Below are 18,246 nucleotides of genomic sequence, written 5' to 3'. Positions count from 1 at the left end.
ATAAGATTAAGAATTTTCTGAGCTAATGGCTTTGATAGGTAATACCGATGCTGCTTTTCTTGCTGGATATAATCCAGCAATGGCTCCTGAAATAACCAGTGTGATGATTGCTCCAATGGCAATGGGAATATTTACATCCAGTCCTTTGAATATCGAATTGCTGTCGGAAATCATATCTCCGATTATTAAATTAATAAGGTTAACAATTACTGTTGCAGCAAGAAGGCCGGTAACTCCCGATATGAATGTGATAATGATTGATTCATTCAAAATCATGTAAAGGATACTTTTTGGACTTGCACCTATGGCTTTTCGTATACCAATTTCCTGGGTCCTTTCCTTAACAACAACAAGCATGATGTTGCTGACACCCACAATTCCACTTAAAAGCATACAAAAACCAACCAGCCAAAGGAATCCGTTGATTGTTTTAAATAAACCTTTAATAGATCCTGCACTAGACTGTACGTTGTTTATATAAATGGCATTTTTGTCTTCTACATCAAATTGATAATTTTTCGACAAGTAATTTTTAATCGATTCTTCGAATCTCTTGGCAGAGTTTTCAGCTTTTAAAGAGAGGGCAAAACAATTCATGCTCTTGTCTTTAAAAAAGTGATTTTGAAGTGCGCCAAATGGAATGTAAATATGTCTTTTATTATTCGAAAAAAGAGATTTCTCTGCCAGTACGCCAATAATTTGGAACCATACACCATCCATACAGAAATAATTGCCAACAACATCTTCTTTTTCAAATAATCCTTCAGCGATGTCTTTACCAATAATTGCAATATTCCTGTTCTGTTGATCATCTAATGGATTGAAGAATCGGCCTTGCGACTTTGTGTATGTTTTGATTTTGAAGTAACTGCTGTTTATGCCATAGCATTCAAACCTATGATAACTGTTGCTTTTCGAGTTTAATAGTTTTCCATTATATCTTAACTCAGGTGAGCTGTGTTCTATTTCGGGATACCATTTTTTTAGAACCGATAGATCTTGTTGTTTAAAACGGATAAGTCTGCCAGAATTTTGTCCGGGTTTTGAAATATTGGTTTTACCACCATATATCCAAAAGCTATTTTGAGTGTAGTCCTGGAAAAGAACCATTACTCCTTTTTGGAGTCCATTTCCTGCCCCTACCAACAGAACCAGAATGAAAATTCCCCAGGAAACACCAAAACCGGTTAAAAGATTTCTTTTTTTGTGTTCCTTTAACGAGTGCCAGATTTCCTCTATTTGGTATGCTATGTTGTATAATCTCTTCAATTTGCAGGTAGTAGGTTTGATTCTATATGTAATTCCTTCCAGAATTGACTGTAGAAATTATTGTATTTCATTAGTTCTTCATGTGTTCCATGATTATTAGTTGTTTTATTTTCTAAGATGTATATGTAGTCTGAAATTCTCTTTAGGATATGAATTCTATGTGTAATAATTAATATCGCAACGTCTTGCTTTATTTTTTCGAGTAATGTAAAAATAAATTGTTCGGTAATTCGATCCATTGCAGAAGTGGCTTCGTCTAGTATTATAAATTCAGGTTTTCTATAGAATATTCTGGCAAATGCCAGTAGTTGCTTTTGTCCACCTGATAAGTTGATGCCATCTTCACCTACTTTTGTAGATAATCCCTGTGGTAATACATCAAAGAATTTATCAAAGCCCCACTCTTCGCAAAACTTTTTTAACTCTGTTAAGTTTTGATCATTTATATCTTCAAGCAAGATATTAAAGGCCAGTGTATTATTGAAAATATGTATATTTTGAGGAATATGTCCTATTTGTGATCTCAAACTGGTATTAGAGATCTCATTGATAGGAATATCATTGATGAATACATTCCCGTTTTCTGGAAAGTAGAATTTCTGTAAAATACTGGCTAAAGTACTCTTTCCTGTACCAGATTCTCCAAGAAGGCTTGCGATTTTACCTTTTTGTATCTTCAGGTTGATGTTTTTTAAAAGAAGAGATCTTCCAGGAAATCGAAAGTTAAGATTCTTGATTTGGACATCTGTTAATTTCGAGATCGACTTGTTTGTTTTTTGAGAATTTGTGTTGATGTTAATCATTTCAAATAAACGATCAAAGGCTACTTTAGCTTCTTGTACTTGAATTAGCATTGAAATTATGCTTGTTAATGCTGGGGAAATTCTGGTGGAAATGCCAATCATTGCAATTAAAGCTCCTAAACTAATGATATCAGTAATTACATGTTGTGCACCTACTCCAATAATACTAGCCATGTATATTGTTCCTAATATTCCTGACAAAAAAGATAAACTAATTGTTAATTTTCCCAGACTAAGGATTTTATCTTGAAAGTTTGTATAGATCGTGAGGTTTTTATTTTCGAAGTATGTATTGGTGTTGGTGTTTTTTATGGTTTCTATCCCATTTAAACTGTTTATGTAAAAACTTTCGTTATGTGCATAGTGTTCCATTACATTTTTTTGTCCAGAAACAATTCTTTTGTTGAAAAATATCAGAATAGTTGCATAAATAGGAAGAAACAAGAGCGTTAGAATTCCATGTGTGGTAGAATAGAAAAATAGGACTAATATTGAAACCACTAAAATGAGAATCTCAATAATAAAATTACCAGCTACTTTAGAAAGAAAAGCCTGTATTCTGGCACTGTCATTTAGCCTGGCGATCATGTCTCCGGATCTTCTGTTGTCAAAAAAACTTTTTGGTAAATTTAGTAGCTGTTTAAAAAAAGAATTTACCATTCGAATGTTAAAATCATGGCTTTGAATGTATAAGAATTTATTGCGTACTGCATTTAAAAATGTGTGAGAAACAAGTAATAAAGACAGCAAAGCAATTGCAATAATTACTTTCGAAAACTCCTTTGATGGTAAAATGTCATCAATAAGTTTTTGGTTAAAAACAGATACTGCTAAGCTCAAACCAGCAATTAAAACGCCAATAAAGATGGAAACCATTAAGATTTGTGAGTCTTTCTGAATCATGTTCTTGATCCAGTTTCTTTTTTGTTTTGTGGTTTCTTCTTTATGAATGAAAGATTGTTCAGGTTGTAAAGTCAATAGAGCTTTTGATTTCCAAACTTTTAAAAGCTTATTTTGGGTGTAATAACAAACCCCTCTACCTGGATCGCCAATAATAAGTTTATTTTTATGGAACCCATAAAATACAACATAGTGCTCCAGTCCGTTTTCAAGTTCAAGGTGTAAGATTAGAGGGTGCTTTGTATCTTTTAGATTATCAAATTCTGCTTGATAAGCTTTTGCTGATAAGTTGGATTTTTTTGCTGCCTGATATAGGCCTAGTAGGGTTGTTCCTTGCTTACTAGTTCCGCTCCATTCACGCAAAGATTCGAAATTACCAGCACCTCCAAAATATTTGATAACTGATAGCAAACAAGCAATGCCACAATCAGCATAATCTTGCTGTAGTGTAAAAGATTTTTTTGCTTTCTTGACGATCTTCCAATTCACTGAATAATAGATTGAAGGTTAGTGTTTAGTTTGAAATGTCTTTTTTTAAATGTTCTTTTATTTTGAATAAATTGATTAAACCCTTAAATGAATGACATAGTATTCCATTCTTATAGATTAATCCTCGGGGATATTCATTTACATTGTATTTTTCTATCAAAATACTTGAATCAATTTGAGCAAATTTGAAATGCTCTACATCTGCTATGTTATTGTTCTTAATAAATGAGGCTATGCTATCACGATTTTGTGATGATACCCAAATAAAATCAAGATTATCAGGTACAAATTCTTCCTTTTTAAGCTGTTTGGCTTCGTAGGAACACAAAGAACAAGTGCTGTTAAAGAAACATATTACTGAATTCTCATTTAATTCATAATCTTTAATTGGTTCTATAAACTTGAAATCTTCAAAGTCAATGGTTTCATAATGAAGTGCGATTTCTTTGTTTGTTTTTCTTTTGTCGACAATTACAAACAATAAGGTAACAACAATGAGAATAAAGAGAGTTAGTGGAAGAATATTTTTTAGATGTTTCATTTTAACGTTCTATTATAGGATATGAATTGTTTTTTCTTACAGTTCAGTAAGAAAAACTACAAAAAGAGCATAAACAATAATTGCTGGGACGTAAGAAGAAAATATAATTTTAGTGCTTTGTTTCCATTCAATCTTATTTAATAGTTTTGTTAAAAGGAGTAGTGTTAAAACAAAAATAATGTCATACAAGCTGAATGTTTTAAGAAATTGAGCTAGAATATGATCGGCATCTCCTAATTTAAAAGTTAAAAAGGTTTTTGAATTAAAAGCCTGCAGAGATTCCATATTGTATGTATTCCAATTAAATGCAGCCCAGATGATTACAGTGATATATCTCAAGAAATACACGAAATTAGCTAGGATCACTGTTTTAAAAATTTGCTTGGATTTTAATTTGTATCCGGAAAGTAGAGTTCCTCCTAATATAATTAAACTAACAACTGCAATTTTCAATAGATAAACGATGGAGTTGTAGAGGTAATTGTAGATTAAGAAGTTTTTAAGAACGAACTCTGAATCCTTAACTTTCGCAAAAACTATCCCACTGCTTGTATAACGCAGTATAAGAAGTACGGATAAAAATATTAATATGGCATATCTGCATTTTAATTGTTTTAAGAATTGTATCATATTTTTATTGGTTTTGGTTTGTGGCGTTTTCTTTGAACTGGCTTTGTAAAGATGTTTTTCTTTCTAAATCGGAAATTACTTTGTCTTCCAGGGGTTCATCCAATAGGATATTATAGTTTGCCCAAAAGTTTTCATCGTATTCCATTTCTTGTTCATAAAGATCTATTTCGTTGGGAAGAACATGTTTGGAACGCAAGCGCTTGAATTTTTTTCGATCGGGACTGTAGTTCACAAATGTTAGGCTACTTTCTGTTATTCCCAGACCTTTTGAATTTTTAAGATAATCAGTAATCCCAACATTATAGAAAAAAGCTGGATAGTACTTGTTATCTATCTTCTTGTATTGGTATGAGCTTTTAAATATAAGGCTAGTTTTACTTTTCATCTCTTCCTCGTATTTCAATATTGCATAATCTTTACTATTAATATAGAATGTACAGGATATGCCTTGTGTAGATTTAAAAACATAGATTTGATCATCCAACTTTTGAATAATATGTGATAAGGCAAATTTGAGTTCTTTATCCTTATATTTTTGAGTGAGCGGATTAAATTTAGATGTGTGAAGTCTGTCTTTATAGTATCGGATGGGATTTCCAACTAGCAAGAGGTGTAGGTGGTTAGGGGAAAGGTCAAGCATTTTTTTTAATAGTTTTGAACCCCAATGTTCTTCTGTAAAATTATCGGATTTACGAAATTGTAATAAACTGCATTTGATTTTCGAAAGTGGAGATGTAGTCTTTCCATCTTGAATATTTACAGCTGACTCTATTAGTCTGGTGTGTGTGTTTGTTTTTTTCTGATATTGGATCTCTCTGTAGAAAGCTTCGCATTGATACAATTTATCAGGGTAGTTTTTTTTAAAGTTTTTAATTGCATTTTTAAAGATTTCCTCTTTCTTATCGTCAGGTAAAACAATTACATCAGCTAGTAAATATTCATTTTTCACCATTTTTATGTAATTGGTATCTGCTACAAGTTCACTTATAGGAATTAGCTTCTTTTCATATTCAATATGCGATATCATTAGGGTGTCTTTCTCAAAGTTGAACAGCCCTTTTAATTCGAAATCTCCGTTAATGTTGGAAACCGTACCAATGCCTGTTCCTAATATTCCTATGTGAGCATAGGGGATGGTAATTGTGTCGTTCGAACAAGATATTTGACCTTTTATGGTTTGAATGTTTTGCATGTATGCATGCTTGCATAGCAATATTAAAACAAGACATATAAAAAGTTTATTACACATAGAGTTAATGGTTAATGAATTGAGTTTATAGATTTGAATTCTCCTTAAATTGAGTTTTTATCGACTTGTTTTGTTCTAAATCTGAAATTATTTTTGGATCTATAGGTTCGTCTAGTAATATGTTGTAATTAGACCAAAAGTTTTCATCGTATTCTATTTTCAGATCATAAAGTTCAAGATCCTTAATAGCCACGTGTTTTGAACGCAAGCGTTTAAAATTCTTACGGATGGGATTGTGATTCACAAAACTTAATGAACTTATTGTCATTCCAAGTCCTTTTGAGTCCTTTAAAACGCTTTGGATATTTTCAGATTTAAAAAATGATGGAAAATATTTATCATCAATTTTTGTAAAGTAATACGATTGTTTTTGAATATTTTTTAGTTCATGGTCAAATTGTAATATGGCATAATCTGATTTGTTGATGTAAAAGTTAAAACTAAGTTCAGGGCCTAAATCATATTGGAATACATATATTTCTTGCCCCTTCTTCTTAATTAAGCTTTTCAAGCTTAAAATTCCCTTTTTATTTTCAGATGCCCACTGAATTGGATTACAATACAGATCGCCTTTAGATAGTAGTTCTTTGTAGCAACGTGTTGGGTTACCCCTAAGTAAATAATACAGTTGGTTGTAATTTATAAATAGTTTGTTCATTAGTTTAGAGCCCCAGTGTTCTTGTGTGTAATTTTTTGATTTACGAAGTTGTAATACGCTGCACTTTATTTTAGATCTGGGAGAAGTAATCTTGCCATCCTGAATATTTATTGCAGCTTCTATTAGTCGGGTATTTGTTTTAGACTTTAGTTCATATTGTACTTCCCTATAGAATGCTTCACATTGATATAATTTATCGGGATAATTGATTGTTAGGTTTTCAATTACATGTTTAAAAATATCATTTATTTTGTCACTAGGTAATACAATAACCTCTCCTAATTCATATTCGCTTTTTTTTAGTTGGATATAATTGGTGTCAGCAATTATGTTTTTTAATGGAATGCAAATTTTTTCGTATTCAATATGAGAAATGATCAAACTATCTTTTTCAATATCGAATTCTCCTTTTAGCTCAAAATTTCCTTCGTTATTGGATATAGAACCAACCCCAGAATCTAAAATTCCGATATGGGCATATGGTATGGGTAGGCTGTCGTTAGTGGATGAAATTTTACCTTTTATGATATGAATGTTTTGCGAAAAACAGTTTTGGCTTATAATTATTAAAATACCAAGTAATGATAAAAATTTTTGAAGCATAAATTTTAATAGATGGTTTATGTGGCAAGTTTCTTTGTATGTAACTAGGGCTTATAAAAGCCCTAGTTGTATGGTGTTAACCTTGAATAGGGTGGCCTAATCCATTACATAGTGATATTGCAAACTCCATTCCTTCTGTATCTCGCTGATCTTCATTGTGGTCATAAATCATTTGAATAGTATCACAGTACTCTTTTGCAGGAACGCCACCTTGTAGTTTTTCCATTTGTTCAAAATTCAATTCTTTCATTTTGTCAAAATTTTAAGTGTTAATAATAAAATAACTTTAATTTTGCCCTAATCTCTTCGCATGAGACATTGGACTTGAGTTTTTTCATGTGCACATTTGAATGAACTCGAGAACCAATTTATATAAGCAAACTGTCACTATATGACAGTTTGCTTATTTTTATTAAGTCTATATTTTGTAGATTGAAATTTTGAGAAGTACAGTTTTAATGGTTCTTTTAGAATAATAATTATTATTTAGTAGGGGTTATTCTAAATAAACAAAGATTAAAGATGTCAATTTTGTAGTATCAGCTTATTTGAAATAATACGTTTGTCTTACTTTTGAATAATCAATGGGTTCTCCTATTCTTTTGAGTGTTCTAATCATCCGGTAAACTGTGCTTACAGATGTATTTAGTTTGACTGCTAATTGTTCTGGAGTGCCAGTACTTTCGACTTGAATTAATTCTTTCAAGTACTTTTCTCGGGTAAGTGTGGTTTCGTAATTCATAAAGATTCCCTATTAAATGGTTTACATATATTAATTCTTGCAAACACGAAAAGGTAACCCTGTTTTTATAATTTATTGATGAACGAAATAAAATTATTTGTCAAATTAAAGTTGTAAAGAACCAAAAGGGTTGACATTTACTATGTAAATTTACTTCTTGTATTTGCTTAAATCACTGAATACTTGAATATGATTGGTTTTATCATTAAAGGATGTTTTTTATGGGAAGGGTTGGATTTGGGTTCAGAATATTTCTTTTTCGCAAACGTATCCATTCTCAATTTTTTACGTTTCAGTTAATAAGGACTTAGAAGTATTTTATTACGGCATATCAGTAAGATATTTAAATACTTTCTTATATTTGCACTTGATTTCAGAAGGGCTTGAGGGGGATAGTTCACATATTCTTATTTGCTTTGCAGAAACTGCAGTTTTTTTTAAGACCTAATAAAGAATAGCTTCGAGGAGAAAATCGAATTTTACTGATACATAACCAGTGCTAATTCCGCCTAAGCGAATGAAATCGGTCAGGATCTAATATTTTGGTATTATGGCGAAAGAAGAACAAGATAAAATATTGAATGAGGTTACCGAGAGCGAATACAAATATGGCTTCGTAACCGACATTGAGAACGATGACATTGGTAAAGGTCTGAATGAAGATATCATCCGCATGATTTCCGCTAAAAAGAAAGAGCCTAAATTTATGCTTGATTTCAGATTAAAAGCTTATCGTCATTGGAAAACGATGAAAATGCCGGAGTGGGCATATTTAAAAATTCCCGAAATTGATTATCAGGATATCATTTACTATTCTGCTCCTAAGCAAAAAGCAAAATTGGAGAGTATGGATGATGTTGATCCGGAAATTAGAGCTACTTTCGATAAGCTTGGTATTCCTTTGGATGAGCAAAAGATACTTGCTAATGTTGCGGTAGATGTTGTAATGGACTCTTCATCGGTAAAAACAACCTTTAAAGAAGCTTTGGCAGAAAAGGGAATTATTTTCTGTTCTTTTAGCGAGGCAGTTCAAGATCATCCAGACTTGATTCAGGAATATATGGGAACTGTAGTTCCAATTCAGGATAACTTTTTTGCAGCTTTAAACTCGGCTGTATTCTCTGATGGTTCCTTTGTTTACATTCCCAAAGGAGTTCGTTGTCCAATGGAATTGTCAACCTATTTCCGAATCAATGCTGAAAACACAGGTCAGTTCGAGAGAACTTTGATTGTTTGTGAAGAGGAGTCATACGTAAGCTACCTTGAAGGATGTACTGCTCCTATGCGTGACGAGAATCAGTTGCATGCTGCTATCGTTGAAATTATCGTGAAAGATAATGCAGAAGTGAAATACTCAACGGTTCAGAACTGGTATCCTGGAGATAAGAATGGTAAAGGTGGTATTTACAACTTTGTAACCAAGCGTGGTATTTGCGAAGGGGTTAACTCGAAATTGATGTGGGCACAGGTTGAGACCGGATCAGCTGTTACCTGGAAATATCCTTCTACCATCTTAAAAGGTGATGGTTCTTCAAGTGAATTCTATTCGGTTGCGGTAACCAATAACCACCAGCAGGCCGATACAGGCACTAAAATGATTCACATTGGTAACAATACCAAGTCTACGATTATCTCTAAAGGAATTTCGGCAGGTAAGAGCAATAACTCATATCGTGGCTTGGTAAAGGTTGTCAAGAATTGTGAAGGTGCTCGTAATTTCTCACAGTGTGATTCGTTACTATTGGGTGATAAGTGTGGTGCGCATACTTTCCCATATCTTGAAATTGGTAATCAATCTGCAAAGGTTGAGCATGAAGCTACAACTTCGAAAATTGGTGAAGACCAGATTTTCTATTGTAATCAACGTGGTATCAATACCGAAGATGCAATTGGTTTGATTGTAAACGGATATGCAAAAGAAGTAATCAACAAAATGCCAATGGAGTTTGCTGTTGAAGCGCAAAAATTGCTTCAAATCAGTTTGGAAGGCTCTGTGGGATAATATATATAGGCTATTTGTTTTGAATAAGTAGCCTTTCTGCCAGTGAATATTTAACTGGTAAATTAATGAAGTAGTAATTGGCCTTTTAGTAGGCAAAAAGCTAAATATAGAAATGTTAAGCATTAAGAATTTACACGTTTCCATCGAAGGAAAAGATATCCTTAAAGGAATTAATCTGGATGTTAAGCCAGGCGAAGTTCACGCAATTATGGGACCTAATGGTGCTGGTAAGAGTACTCTTGCTTCAGTATTGGCAGGTAGAGATTTGTATAATGTTACAAAAGGTGAAGTTATTTTTCAGGGAAAAGACCTTTTAGATATGGAACCAGAAGATCGTGCCAAAGAAGGTATTTTCTTAGGATTCCAATATCCAATCGAAATCCCTGGGGTTTCTACTGTAAACTTTATGAAGACTGCTGTTAACGAGCATCGCAAATACAAAGGATTGGATCCGTTGTCGGCTTCTGATTTCCTAAAATTAATGCGCGAGAAAAAAGCTTTGGTTGAAATTGACTCAAAATTGACAAATCGTTCGGTTAACGAAGGTTTCTCGGGTGGTGAGAAAAAGAAGAATGAAATCTTCCAAATGGCAATGCTTGAACCAAAATTAGCTGTTTTGGATGAAACCGATTCAGGTTTGGATATTGATGCTTTACGTGTTGTTGCAAATGGTGTGAACAAATTAAAGACTCGCGATAATGCAACAATTGTAATTACTCACTATCAGCGTTTGCTTGATTATATTGTACCTGACGTTGTTCATGTATTGTATAACGGACGTATCGTAAAAACTGCAGGTAAAGAGTTGGCTCTTGAACTGGAAGAGAAAGGATACGACTGGATTAAAGAAGAGAACGGAAAATAGTTGATAGTATAGAGTGTTTATCACTCATTAAATAATTTGTCAGATATGGCCGATATTAATACAATAAATAAGGATTTCGCTGATTTGTTTGATCAAGGAAATGAATTGTTGTTGGAAGGTTCGTCAGATGTTATGAACGAAACTCGCAAGAATGCATTCCAGGATTTTTCTAAATTGGGCATTCCTACTCGTGCCAACGAGAATTACAAGTATACCAACTTGATTCCGGCTTTCGATCATCCATACAATGTAAATCTTAGATATCAGAATGTTGATGTTGATTTGAATGAGATTTTCCAGTGTGATGTGCCTGAGTTGGATACCAATTTGGTGTTGTTAACAAATGGTTGGTACTACGGAAACAATAAAGAGTTAACTGAATTGCCAAAAGGAGTAATTGTTTGTGGTGTTCAGGAAGCTGCAGAAAAATATCCGGAAATTTTTAATGCACACTATGGCAAATATGCCAAAACCGATGAGGATGGGGTAGTTGCATTAAATACAGCCTTGGCTAAGGATGGATTCTTTATTTACGTGCCAAAAGGTGTTGTAATTGAAAAACCGATTCAGGTTGTAAACTTGCTTCGTTCGGATCGTGACCTAATGGCTACTCAAAGAAACTTAATTGTAGTTGAAGAAAATGCACAGGCAAAAATTATTGTTTGTGATCATACTTTAACGCATCATAAATATTTAACCAATTCTGTTACAGAGGTAAATGTTGCACGAAATGCAATTTTCGATTTGTATACTTTGCAAAATCAGCATTTAAATTCTGTAATTTTGAATTCAACTTTCATTCGTCAGGAATCACACTCAAACGTTTTGTCGAATACCATTTCTCTATATGGAGGAACAATTCGCAACAACCATCATGTAATATTGGATGAGGAGTATTGTGAGAACAATACCTTTGGTATGTACCTGATGGATCGCGATCAGCATGTAGATAACTTTACTTCGATTGATCATGCTAAGCCAAACTGTTTGAGTAACGAGCACTTTAAGGGTGTTATGGATGATCAGGCTTCAGGAGCTTTTGCAGGTAGAATTTTCGTTAGAAGAGATGCTCAGCAAACTCAGGCTTACCAGTCAAACAACAACTTGTTGCTTTCCAATGATGCTGTGATTAACACCAAACCACAATTGGTAATTGATGCTGATGATGTGAAATGTAGTCACGGAGCAACAGTGGGACAGATGGATGAGGATGCATTGTTCTACTTGCGTGCAAGAGGTATCGATGAGAAAGAAGCTCGTCAGATGTTGATGTTTGCTTTTGCTCACGAAATTATCGAGAAAATCAGAGTTGAGCCTTTAAAAGAAAGAATCGACGAATTGGTTGATAAAAGATTACGTGGCGAAATATCGAAATGTAATACTTGTGCAATAGCTTGCAATCACTAAAATTGATAATGATATTGTAAAGGCGTAGCATTGCTACGTCTCTACCATATAATAATATACAATGACGCTGGACATAAATAAAATACGTAAAGATTTTCCAATACTTCAGGAAAAAGTACATGGCAAAGATCTTGTGTACTTTGATAATGCAGCAACCACTCAAAAACCTACCCAGGTGATTGATGAAATGGTGAAGTATTATTACAAGTACAATTCTAATATTCATCGTGGAGTACATTACCTAAGTAATAAATCCACCGATGGAAATGAGAATGCAAGAAAGATTGTACAGAATTTTATTAATGCGGAACATCTTCACGAAATCATTTTTACCAGAGGAACAACTGAATCTGTAAATCTAGTTGCCAATTCTTTTGCTGAAAGATATATTGGCGAAGGCGATGAGGTGATTGTTTCTGAAATGGAACATCATTCAAACATTGTTCCTTGGCAATTGGTTTGTGAGAAGAAAAAAGCAGTTCTGAAAGTACTTCCTTTTAATGATAATGGAGAGCTTTTGGTTGATCAGTTGGATGGAATGATTACTGATAGAACAAAGATTGTTGCAGTAAATCACATCTCAAATTCATTGGGAACCATTAATCCAATCCAGAAAATTATCGATATCGCTCATGCTAGAGGTGTTAAGGTTTTGGTGGATGCGGCTCAGTCGGTACAGCATTTGAAAATTGATGTTCAGGAGTGGGATGTTGATTTCTTGGTTTTCTCTGGTCATAAATTGTATGGTCCAACCGGTATTGGTGTTTTGTATGGTAAGGAAGATTTGCTAAACGAGATGCCTCCATGGCAAGGTGGTGGTGAGATGATTAAGGAAGTGCGATTTTCAGGAACTACTTATAATGAATTACCATTTAAGTTTGAAGCGGGAACTCCTAATTATATAGATGCAATTGGTTTAGGTGCTGCAATTGAATATGTAGAAAATATTGGACTTGAAAATATTGATGCATACGAGCAAGAATTATTGGCTTATGCTACCGAAAAATTATCAAGTATCGATGGCCTAAAAATATATGGAACTGCCGAACACAAAACATCTGTGATTTCTTTCCTGGTTGATGGAATTCATTTCTATGATATGGGAATGCTATTGGATCAGATGGGAATTGCGGTTCGAACAGGAACCCATTGTACCGAACCGATAATGCAACATTTTGGTATTGACGGAACCGTTCGTGCTTCGTTTTCCTTCTACAATACAAAGGAAGAAATCGACGCCCTTTATAATGGTATCCTAAAAGTTTGCAAAATGTTTGTACATTAGTGCCATCAAAATCAAAAGAGATATAAGTAACAACTCTTTGTTTAAGTATTATTAGAGAGATGACAATAAACGAGATTCAGGAAGAAATTATTGAAGAATTTGCAGGATTCGAAGATTGGATGGACAAATATGCATATCTAATCGAGTTGGGAACCGATTTGCAGGGATTAGATGAAAAGCATCAAACGGATCAGAACCTTATTAAAGGTTGTCAATCGAAAGTTTGGTTCAATGCAAGTTTGGAAGACGGTAAAGTGAAGCTTGAAGCAGATAGTGATGCTATTATTGTAAAAGGTATTGCTGCTTTGTTAATTCGTGTATTCAATAACCAAACTCCTGAAGATATCATGAATGCTGATTTGAACTTTATTGATGAAATTGGTTTGAAACAGCATCTTTCACCAACCAGATCGAATGGTTTGGTATCGATGGTGAAGCAAATTAAGATGTACGGAATTGCTTTCAATCATGTAAAATAATATACAAGATGGGAAAAAAGGAAACAGAAGGAATAATAGTAGAGGTCTTAAAGACCATTTACGATCCGGAGATCCCAGTAAATATTTACGATTTGGGATTAATTTATGAGATCGATTTCTATGAAGAAGACGAGGTGAAAGTGTTGATGACTCTTACTGCTCCTAATTGTCCGATGGCTGATCAGATTTTGGAAGAGGTAAATGATAAAATTAAAGCTTTACCAATGATCGAAGATGTTACTGTTGTTCTTACATTCGATCCACCTTGGGATAAAGATATGATGACCGAAGAAGCAAAACTTGAACTGGGTTTTCTTTAAAATATTTTCAAAGGGCTGTTTAGCCCTTTTTTTGTACCTATGTAATTTAGAAGACACATGTAAAGACGTAGCATGCTACGTCTCTACCTATTGGAAGATACAATGAATCTTACTTTATCTGCAAAATCAAATTTGATAAAATCCAAGGCAAAAGAACTTGGATTGGATTTGTGTGGGATTGTAAAGGCAGATTTTTTGGAGAATGAAAAGGAAAATTTTCTTTCATGGTTGGATAAAGGCTATCATGGTGAAATGGGATACATGGCCAATAATATAGAGAAGCGTTTGGATCCTCGATTGTTGGTTGAAAATACAAAGTCTATTGTTGTTGTTGGTTTAAATTATTTCCCCAAAGAGCAACAAAATGATCCGGAAGCTCCGGTAATTGCAAAATATGCATACGGTAAAGATTATCATTTTGTCCTAAAAGACAGATTGAATCAGTTATTGGAATACATTAATACAGAAATTGGTGAGGTTTCTGGACGTGCATTTGTTGATTCGGCTCCAGTTTTAGAACATGCATGGGCAAAAAGAGCTGGTTTAGGCTGGATAGGAAAAAATTCATTACTCATTAATCGAAAAATTGGTTCCTTTCTTTTCTTGGGTGAATTGTTTTTGGATATGGAGTTGGAATATGAAAATCCCACTTACGCTGATTTTTGTGGAGGGTGCAATAGATGCGTTCGATCTTGTCCAACCGGAGCAATCACAGAGCCATATGTTGTGAATGGAAGCAAATGTATTTCGTATTATACCATCGAATTAAAAGGAGAAATTCCTGAAGAAGAAAAAGGAAAATTCCAAAATAGAGTGTTTGGATGCGATATTTGTCAGGATGTTTGTCCTTGGAATAGAATGGCAAAATCTCATAAGGTTCCAGAGTTTGATCCAAATCCTGATCTGCTAAACATGTCAAAAGAGAATTGGCAGCACATGGATGCTCATAAATTCGGAGAAATATTTCGTAATTCAGCTGTCAAAAGAACAAAATTTAAAGGGATAAAGAGAAATCTGGATTTTTTAGATCTGTAAACAACTTATAATAATACTTCTCTCTTTTCTTGGACCATCAAATTCGCAAAAGAAAATGTTTTGCCAGGTTGATAATCCCATTTTACCATTAATAATAGGAATGCATTCACTCGGACCAACAATTCCTGCTTTTAAATGTGAATCACCATTCTTATCCTTGGCATCATGTTCCCATACGCCCGAAGGAATCAAATTTTTTAGTAGAGGGACCACATCATTTTGTACCGATTCATCCCAGTTTTCCTGAACCATGATGGCAGCAGTAGCTCCCTGTGCATATACATTTACAATGCCTGATTGAATACCACTTTCTTCTACTATTTTTTCTGTTTGTGAAGTAATGTCATACAGGCCATTGTGCTTATCTGTTCGAATTATAATTTGTTTTTGCATTTTCTTTCTATTTTTATGTGTCAATTTAATTTATTCCTCAATGCAGCACAATATTTTTCATTTTCTGGCTCACGATAATATTCAACTTTTTGCACAGGAATTCCTCCCCGATGAGGATATAAAAGCAATACTTGTTTTGGTACATGGTATTGGTGAGCATAGTTCCAGGTATCTGAATTGGGCAGACAAATTTGTGAATGAGGGAATTGCTTTATTTACTTACGACCAACGAGGTCATGGATTATCTGAAGGAAAAAGAGGTGTAATTTCTTCCTATGATGATTTCATGAATGATATTGATTTGGTTTTGCATAAAGCGGAAGAGAAATATCCGAACTTACCTATTGTATTGTATGGGCATAGCATGGGAGGAGGAGAGGTGTTGAACCATCTACTAAAAAGAAATAACAAATATATTGGTGTTATTTCCACTTCACCTTGGATTATTTCGCAGGCTTCTCCACCTAAAATGGTAATTCCATTGCTGAGATTTTTGAATCGCTTGATTCCGAAATTCAGTATCAAAACAAAATTTGATTCAAGTTTGCTCTCTCACAATCCAGAGGTTTGTCGCAAATATGATGAGGACGAGTTTGTTCATCATTGGGTATCCTTTCGTTTGTTTGTTGAAGCTTATGATGCAGGTTACTTTGTATACAATTCGGAAGAAAAGATTAAAAAACCCTTGTTGTTGATGCATGGAGATGAGGATGGAATTACAGATTCTGCTGCTAGTAAGTATTTTGCAAATAAGAATCAGGAAAACTGTACCTTTAAATTGTGGAGCAAAGCTTATCATGAATTGCACAATGAGCATTTTAATAATGAGGTTTTCGAATACATTTGCGATTGGATATATAAATTACTGAAGAAATAAAGATATCATGGATCAGTTCAGAACAATTGTCGAAATACCTGAATCAGATTTTAAAATTTCTTATCATTCTAAGATTTTAATGGTGGGTTCTTGTTTTGTTGAAAATGTTGGAAAATTATTGGTTCAAAATAAATTCAACACAACTGTAAATCCATTTGGAGTAATTTATAACCCAATTAGTGTAGGTAATAGTATTCAGTTGTTGATCGATAATAAGGAATTTATCGAAGATGATCTGAATTTTGGGAATGATTTATACTTTAGCTATTCTCACCATGGAAGTTTTTCATCAACATCTTCCGAAGAATGTTTGAAAAGTATTAATACTGCCATGCAATCTGCTTCATTAGATTTGGCTACTGCCGATATTCTATTCATTACATTTGGCACATCCTGGGTTTATGAACTCATCGATTCGGGTAAAATTGTATCCAATTGCCATAAACAGCCTGCAAAATCATTTAATCGATATCGTTTGGATGTAGATGAAATCGTTCGATTTTATAAAGATTTGATTCTATCCTTATCTCTTTTTAATCCGCATTTAAAAATTGTTTTTACCGTAAGTCCAATTCGACACTGGAAAGATGGCGCTCATGGAAATCAATTAAGCAAGTCAACTCTACTATTGGCGGCAGATCAGTTGGTGCAATTGTTTGATCACGTTAGTTATTTTCCTTCTTACGAGATTGTGATGGACGAATTAAGAGATTATAGATTTTATCATGAAGACATGATTCATATGAATTCTGCTTCGACAAATTATATTTGGTCACGATTTTCTGATGTTTTCATGGATAAAACAACTATGGATTATATGAAGAAAATTAGAAAAATGATTTCTGCGGCGGAACATCGTCCTTTTAATCCAGATTCTGAATCGCATCAAAAATTTATTCAAAAAACCATTTCTGGGATGGAAATCTTAGAGAAACAATTGCCAAATCTGTCCTTTGATTTAGAAAGAAAGGTGATGCGAAAAAATCTTCAAGATTAAGTTGGACTTTTTCATGTAATTTTTGTAATTTGTTTTTCCCTTTCCATATGAAAAAAATAGCTACTGATTTTCAGGCAGCTATTTATTTTTGCGAAAAAACTTAAAGTTTTCATTTGGAAAGTAGAAAAAGTATGTGTTATCTTTGCACCCGCTTTACAAGGGTAAGGTGATAGAGAAGACATGATGGAAAGGGTGGTTTATCCACGGTTTTGCTTGATGTTTTTTCATTTTGAAATTTTTAAAGTTTTTTTTCGAAAGTATTTGGAATTGTAAAAATAAAGTGTTTATCTTTGCAGCCGCTTTTGATGGGGATAAGATTCTTTGGAGCACTAGTATCTATGAGGCTTTCGAGGGGATTGAATCTTAAAAAAGTTTTAAAAATGACTTGCAATTTTAGATAAAAAGTATTTATCTTTGCAGCCGCTTCTCAAACGGGAGGAGTTTAGAAAAAGTTTTGGGAGTGAGTTGATGATTTGATGGAAATCACGGCTGAAAAAAACTTCAAAAATATTTCAAATTTTATTTGGAATTTGGGAGGAGTTTTATTTATCTTTGCACTCGCTTTTCCGCCTGATTTTTTCGGGTGAATTAAGAAGGAAAAACAGAACGATACGTTCTTTGAAAATATTGAAAACAAGAAGTTAGGTAAATACAAGAATAATACCTTGTCAATTAAAAATTACCATTAAACTTTGATAATCT

18 protein-coding genes are annotated in these 18,246 nt (G+C 33.6%); 9 read left to right on the top strand and 9 right to left on the bottom strand.

Features of this window, described 5'->3' with window-relative positions; all coding sequences use genetic code 11:
* Window positions 1–6 precede the first annotated feature (6 nt).
* The 8 genes from ACKPCA_RS14090 to ACKPCA_RS14055 form a co-directional block, all read right to left on the bottom strand.
* The gene (locus ACKPCA_RS14090) at window positions 7–1,269 is read right to left on the bottom strand and encodes an ABC transporter permease (protein ID WP_321279648.1); all 1,263 of its coding nucleotides are present in this window, start codon (window positions 1,267–1,269) and stop codon (window positions 7–9) included.
* On the bottom strand, window positions 1,266–3,461 hold the full coding sequence (locus tag ACKPCA_RS14085; RefSeq protein ID WP_321279647.1) for a peptidase domain-containing ABC transporter: 2,196 nt from the start codon (window positions 3,459–3,461) through the stop codon (window positions 1,266–1,268). Before ACKPCA_RS14085 ends, ACKPCA_RS14090 begins: the two co-directional genes overlap by 4 nt.
* A gap of 25 nt (window positions 3,462–3,486) precedes the next feature.
* Window positions 3,487–4,002, bottom strand: coding sequence for a hypothetical protein (locus ACKPCA_RS14080; RefSeq protein ID WP_321279646.1), 516 nt, complete (start codon window positions 4,000–4,002; stop codon window positions 3,487–3,489).
* A gap of 36 nt (window positions 4,003–4,038) precedes the next feature.
* A complete protein-coding gene (locus ACKPCA_RS14075; RefSeq protein ID WP_321279645.1) occupies window positions 4,039–4,632 on the bottom strand; it encodes a hypothetical protein in 594 nt (197 codons plus the stop codon).
* Window positions 4,633–4,636: 4 nt separating this feature from the next.
* Window positions 4,637–5,824: a carboxypeptidase-like regulatory domain-containing protein gene (locus tag ACKPCA_RS14070; RefSeq protein ID WP_321279644.1), complete on the bottom strand. Its 1,188-nt coding sequence runs from the start codon at window positions 5,822–5,824 to the stop codon at window positions 4,637–4,639.
* An 82-nt stretch (window positions 5,825–5,906) separates the two neighbouring features.
* Window positions 5,907–7,142: a carboxypeptidase-like regulatory domain-containing protein gene (locus tag ACKPCA_RS14065; RefSeq protein WP_321279643.1), complete on the bottom strand. Its 1,236-nt coding sequence runs from the start codon at window positions 7,140–7,142 to the stop codon at window positions 5,907–5,909.
* Between the two features lie 76 nt (window positions 7,143–7,218).
* On the bottom strand, window positions 7,219–7,368 hold the full coding sequence (locus ACKPCA_RS14060; protein WP_321279642.1) for a hypothetical protein: 150 nt from the start codon (window positions 7,366–7,368) through the stop codon (window positions 7,219–7,221).
* 318 nt (window positions 7,369–7,686) lie between these two features.
* Window positions 7,687–7,884 carry an HTH domain-containing protein gene (locus ACKPCA_RS14055; protein ID WP_321279640.1) on the bottom strand — a complete coding sequence of 66 codons (198 nt, stop codon included), beginning with the start codon at window positions 7,882–7,884 and terminating at the stop codon, window positions 7,687–7,689.
* Window positions 7,885–8,434: 550 nt separating this feature from the next.
* Here ACKPCA_RS14055 and sufB point away from each other — a divergent pair.
* The 7 genes from sufB (at window position 8,435) to queG (ending at window position 15,277) form a co-directional block, all read left to right on the top strand.
* Window positions 8,435–9,886, top strand: coding sequence for a Fe-S cluster assembly protein SufB (gene sufB, locus ACKPCA_RS14050; protein WP_321279639.1), 1,452 nt, complete (start codon window positions 8,435–8,437; stop codon window positions 9,884–9,886).
* 112 nt (window positions 9,887–9,998) lie between these two features.
* The gene (sufC, locus tag ACKPCA_RS14045) at window positions 9,999–10,751 is read left to right on the top strand and encodes a Fe-S cluster assembly ATPase SufC (RefSeq protein ID WP_321279638.1); all 753 of its coding nucleotides are present in this window, start codon (window positions 9,999–10,001) and stop codon (window positions 10,749–10,751) included.
* Between the two features lie 45 nt (window positions 10,752–10,796).
* Window positions 10,797–12,158: a Fe-S cluster assembly protein SufD gene (gene sufD / locus ACKPCA_RS14040; protein WP_321279636.1), complete on the top strand. Its 1,362-nt coding sequence runs from the start codon at window positions 10,797–10,799 to the stop codon at window positions 12,156–12,158.
* A gap of 61 nt (window positions 12,159–12,219) precedes the next feature.
* A complete protein-coding gene (locus ACKPCA_RS14035) occupies window positions 12,220–13,443 on the top strand; it encodes a cysteine desulfurase (protein WP_321279634.1) in 1,224 nt (407 codons plus the stop codon).
* 59 nt (window positions 13,444–13,502) lie between these two features.
* Window positions 13,503–13,922: a SufE family protein gene (locus ACKPCA_RS14030; protein ID WP_054719618.1), complete on the top strand. Its 420-nt coding sequence runs from the start codon at window positions 13,503–13,505 to the stop codon at window positions 13,920–13,922.
* A gap of 8 nt (window positions 13,923–13,930) precedes the next feature.
* Window positions 13,931–14,242 carry an iron-sulfur cluster assembly protein gene (locus ACKPCA_RS14025; RefSeq protein ID WP_054719620.1) on the top strand — a complete coding sequence of 104 codons (312 nt, stop codon included), beginning with the start codon at window positions 13,931–13,933 and terminating at the stop codon, window positions 14,240–14,242.
* 72 nt (window positions 14,243–14,314) lie between these two features.
* The gene (gene queG, locus ACKPCA_RS14020) at window positions 14,315–15,277 is read left to right on the top strand and encodes a tRNA epoxyqueuosine(34) reductase QueG (protein ID WP_321279630.1); all 963 of its coding nucleotides are present in this window, start codon (window positions 14,315–14,317) and stop codon (window positions 15,275–15,277) included.
* Here the strand turns inward: queG and ACKPCA_RS14015 are convergent.
* Window positions 15,266–15,670, bottom strand: a complete 405-nt coding sequence (locus tag ACKPCA_RS14015; RefSeq protein ID WP_321279628.1) for a secondary thiamine-phosphate synthase enzyme YjbQ — start codon at window positions 15,668–15,670, stop codon at window positions 15,266–15,268. The two genes, queG and ACKPCA_RS14015, sit on opposite strands and share 12 nt — an antisense overlap.
* 40 nt (window positions 15,671–15,710) lie before the next feature.
* Between ACKPCA_RS14015 and ACKPCA_RS14010 the strand changes: the two genes are divergently transcribed.
* On the top strand, window positions 15,711–16,547 hold the full coding sequence (locus tag ACKPCA_RS14010) for an alpha/beta hydrolase (RefSeq protein WP_321279626.1): 837 nt from the start codon (window positions 15,711–15,713) through the stop codon (window positions 16,545–16,547).
* A gap of 7 nt (window positions 16,548–16,554) precedes the next feature.
* Window positions 16,555–17,544 carry a GSCFA domain-containing protein gene (locus tag ACKPCA_RS14005; protein WP_321279625.1) on the top strand — a complete coding sequence of 330 codons (990 nt, stop codon included), beginning with the start codon at window positions 16,555–16,557 and terminating at the stop codon, window positions 17,542–17,544.
* Window positions 17,545–18,246: the final 702 nt, after the last annotated feature.

The sequence above is a fragment of the Marinifilum fragile genome (assembly GCF_963677365.1).
GTDB classification, from domain to species: Bacteria; Bacteroidota; Bacteroidia; order Bacteroidales; family Marinifilaceae; genus Marinifilum; species Marinifilum fragile.
Note: the sequence above shows the minus strand (reverse complement) of the source record. Positions and strands in the feature narration are given on the sequence as shown.

Excerpts from the sequence above, each read along its gene's own strand:
- ACKPCA_RS14065 (WP_321279643.1), bottom strand. The coding sequence starts at position 7,142 with ATGCTTCAAAAATTTTTATCATTACTTGGTATTTTAATAATTATAAGC.
- queG (WP_321279630.1), top strand. The coding sequence starts at position 14,315 with ATGCTACGTCTCTACCTATTGGAAGATACAATGAATCTTACTTTATCT.
- sufB (WP_321279639.1), top strand. The coding sequence starts at position 8,435 with ATGGCGAAAGAAGAACAAGATAAAATATTGAATGAGGTTACCGAGAGC.
- ACKPCA_RS14070 (WP_321279644.1), bottom strand. The coding sequence starts at position 5,824 with ATGCAAAACATTCAAACCATAAAAGGTCAAATATCTTGTTCGAACGAC.
- ACKPCA_RS14075 (WP_321279645.1), bottom strand. The coding sequence starts at position 4,632 with ATGATACAATTCTTAAAACAATTAAAATGCAGATATGCCATATTAATA.
- ACKPCA_RS14080 (WP_321279646.1), bottom strand. The coding sequence starts at position 4,002 with ATGAAACATCTAAAAAATATTCTTCCACTAACTCTCTTTATTCTCATT.
- ACKPCA_RS14010 (WP_321279626.1), top strand. The coding sequence starts at position 15,711 with ATGCAGCACAATATTTTTCATTTTCTGGCTCACGATAATATTCAACTT.
- ACKPCA_RS14035 (WP_321279634.1), top strand. The coding sequence starts at position 12,220 with ATGACGCTGGACATAAATAAAATACGTAAAGATTTTCCAATACTTCAG.
- ACKPCA_RS14015 (WP_321279628.1), bottom strand. The coding sequence starts at position 15,670 with ATGCAAAAACAAATTATAATTCGAACAGATAAGCACAATGGCCTGTAT.
- sufD (WP_321279636.1), top strand. The coding sequence starts at position 10,797 with ATGGCCGATATTAATACAATAAATAAGGATTTCGCTGATTTGTTTGAT.
- ACKPCA_RS14005 (WP_321279625.1), top strand. The coding sequence starts at position 16,555 with ATGGATCAGTTCAGAACAATTGTCGAAATACCTGAATCAGATTTTAAA.
- ACKPCA_RS14060 (WP_321279642.1), bottom strand. The coding sequence starts at position 7,368 with ATGGAAAAACTACAAGGTGGCGTTCCTGCAAAAGAGTACTGTGATACT.
- sufC (WP_321279638.1), top strand. The coding sequence starts at position 9,999 with ATGTTAAGCATTAAGAATTTACACGTTTCCATCGAAGGAAAAGATATC.
- ACKPCA_RS14025 (WP_054719620.1), top strand. The coding sequence starts at position 13,931 with ATGGGAAAAAAGGAAACAGAAGGAATAATAGTAGAGGTCTTAAAGACC.
- ACKPCA_RS14055 (WP_321279640.1), bottom strand. The coding sequence starts at position 7,884 with ATGAATTACGAAACCACACTTACCCGAGAAAAGTACTTGAAAGAATTA.
- ACKPCA_RS14030 (WP_054719618.1), top strand. The coding sequence starts at position 13,503 with ATGACAATAAACGAGATTCAGGAAGAAATTATTGAAGAATTTGCAGGA.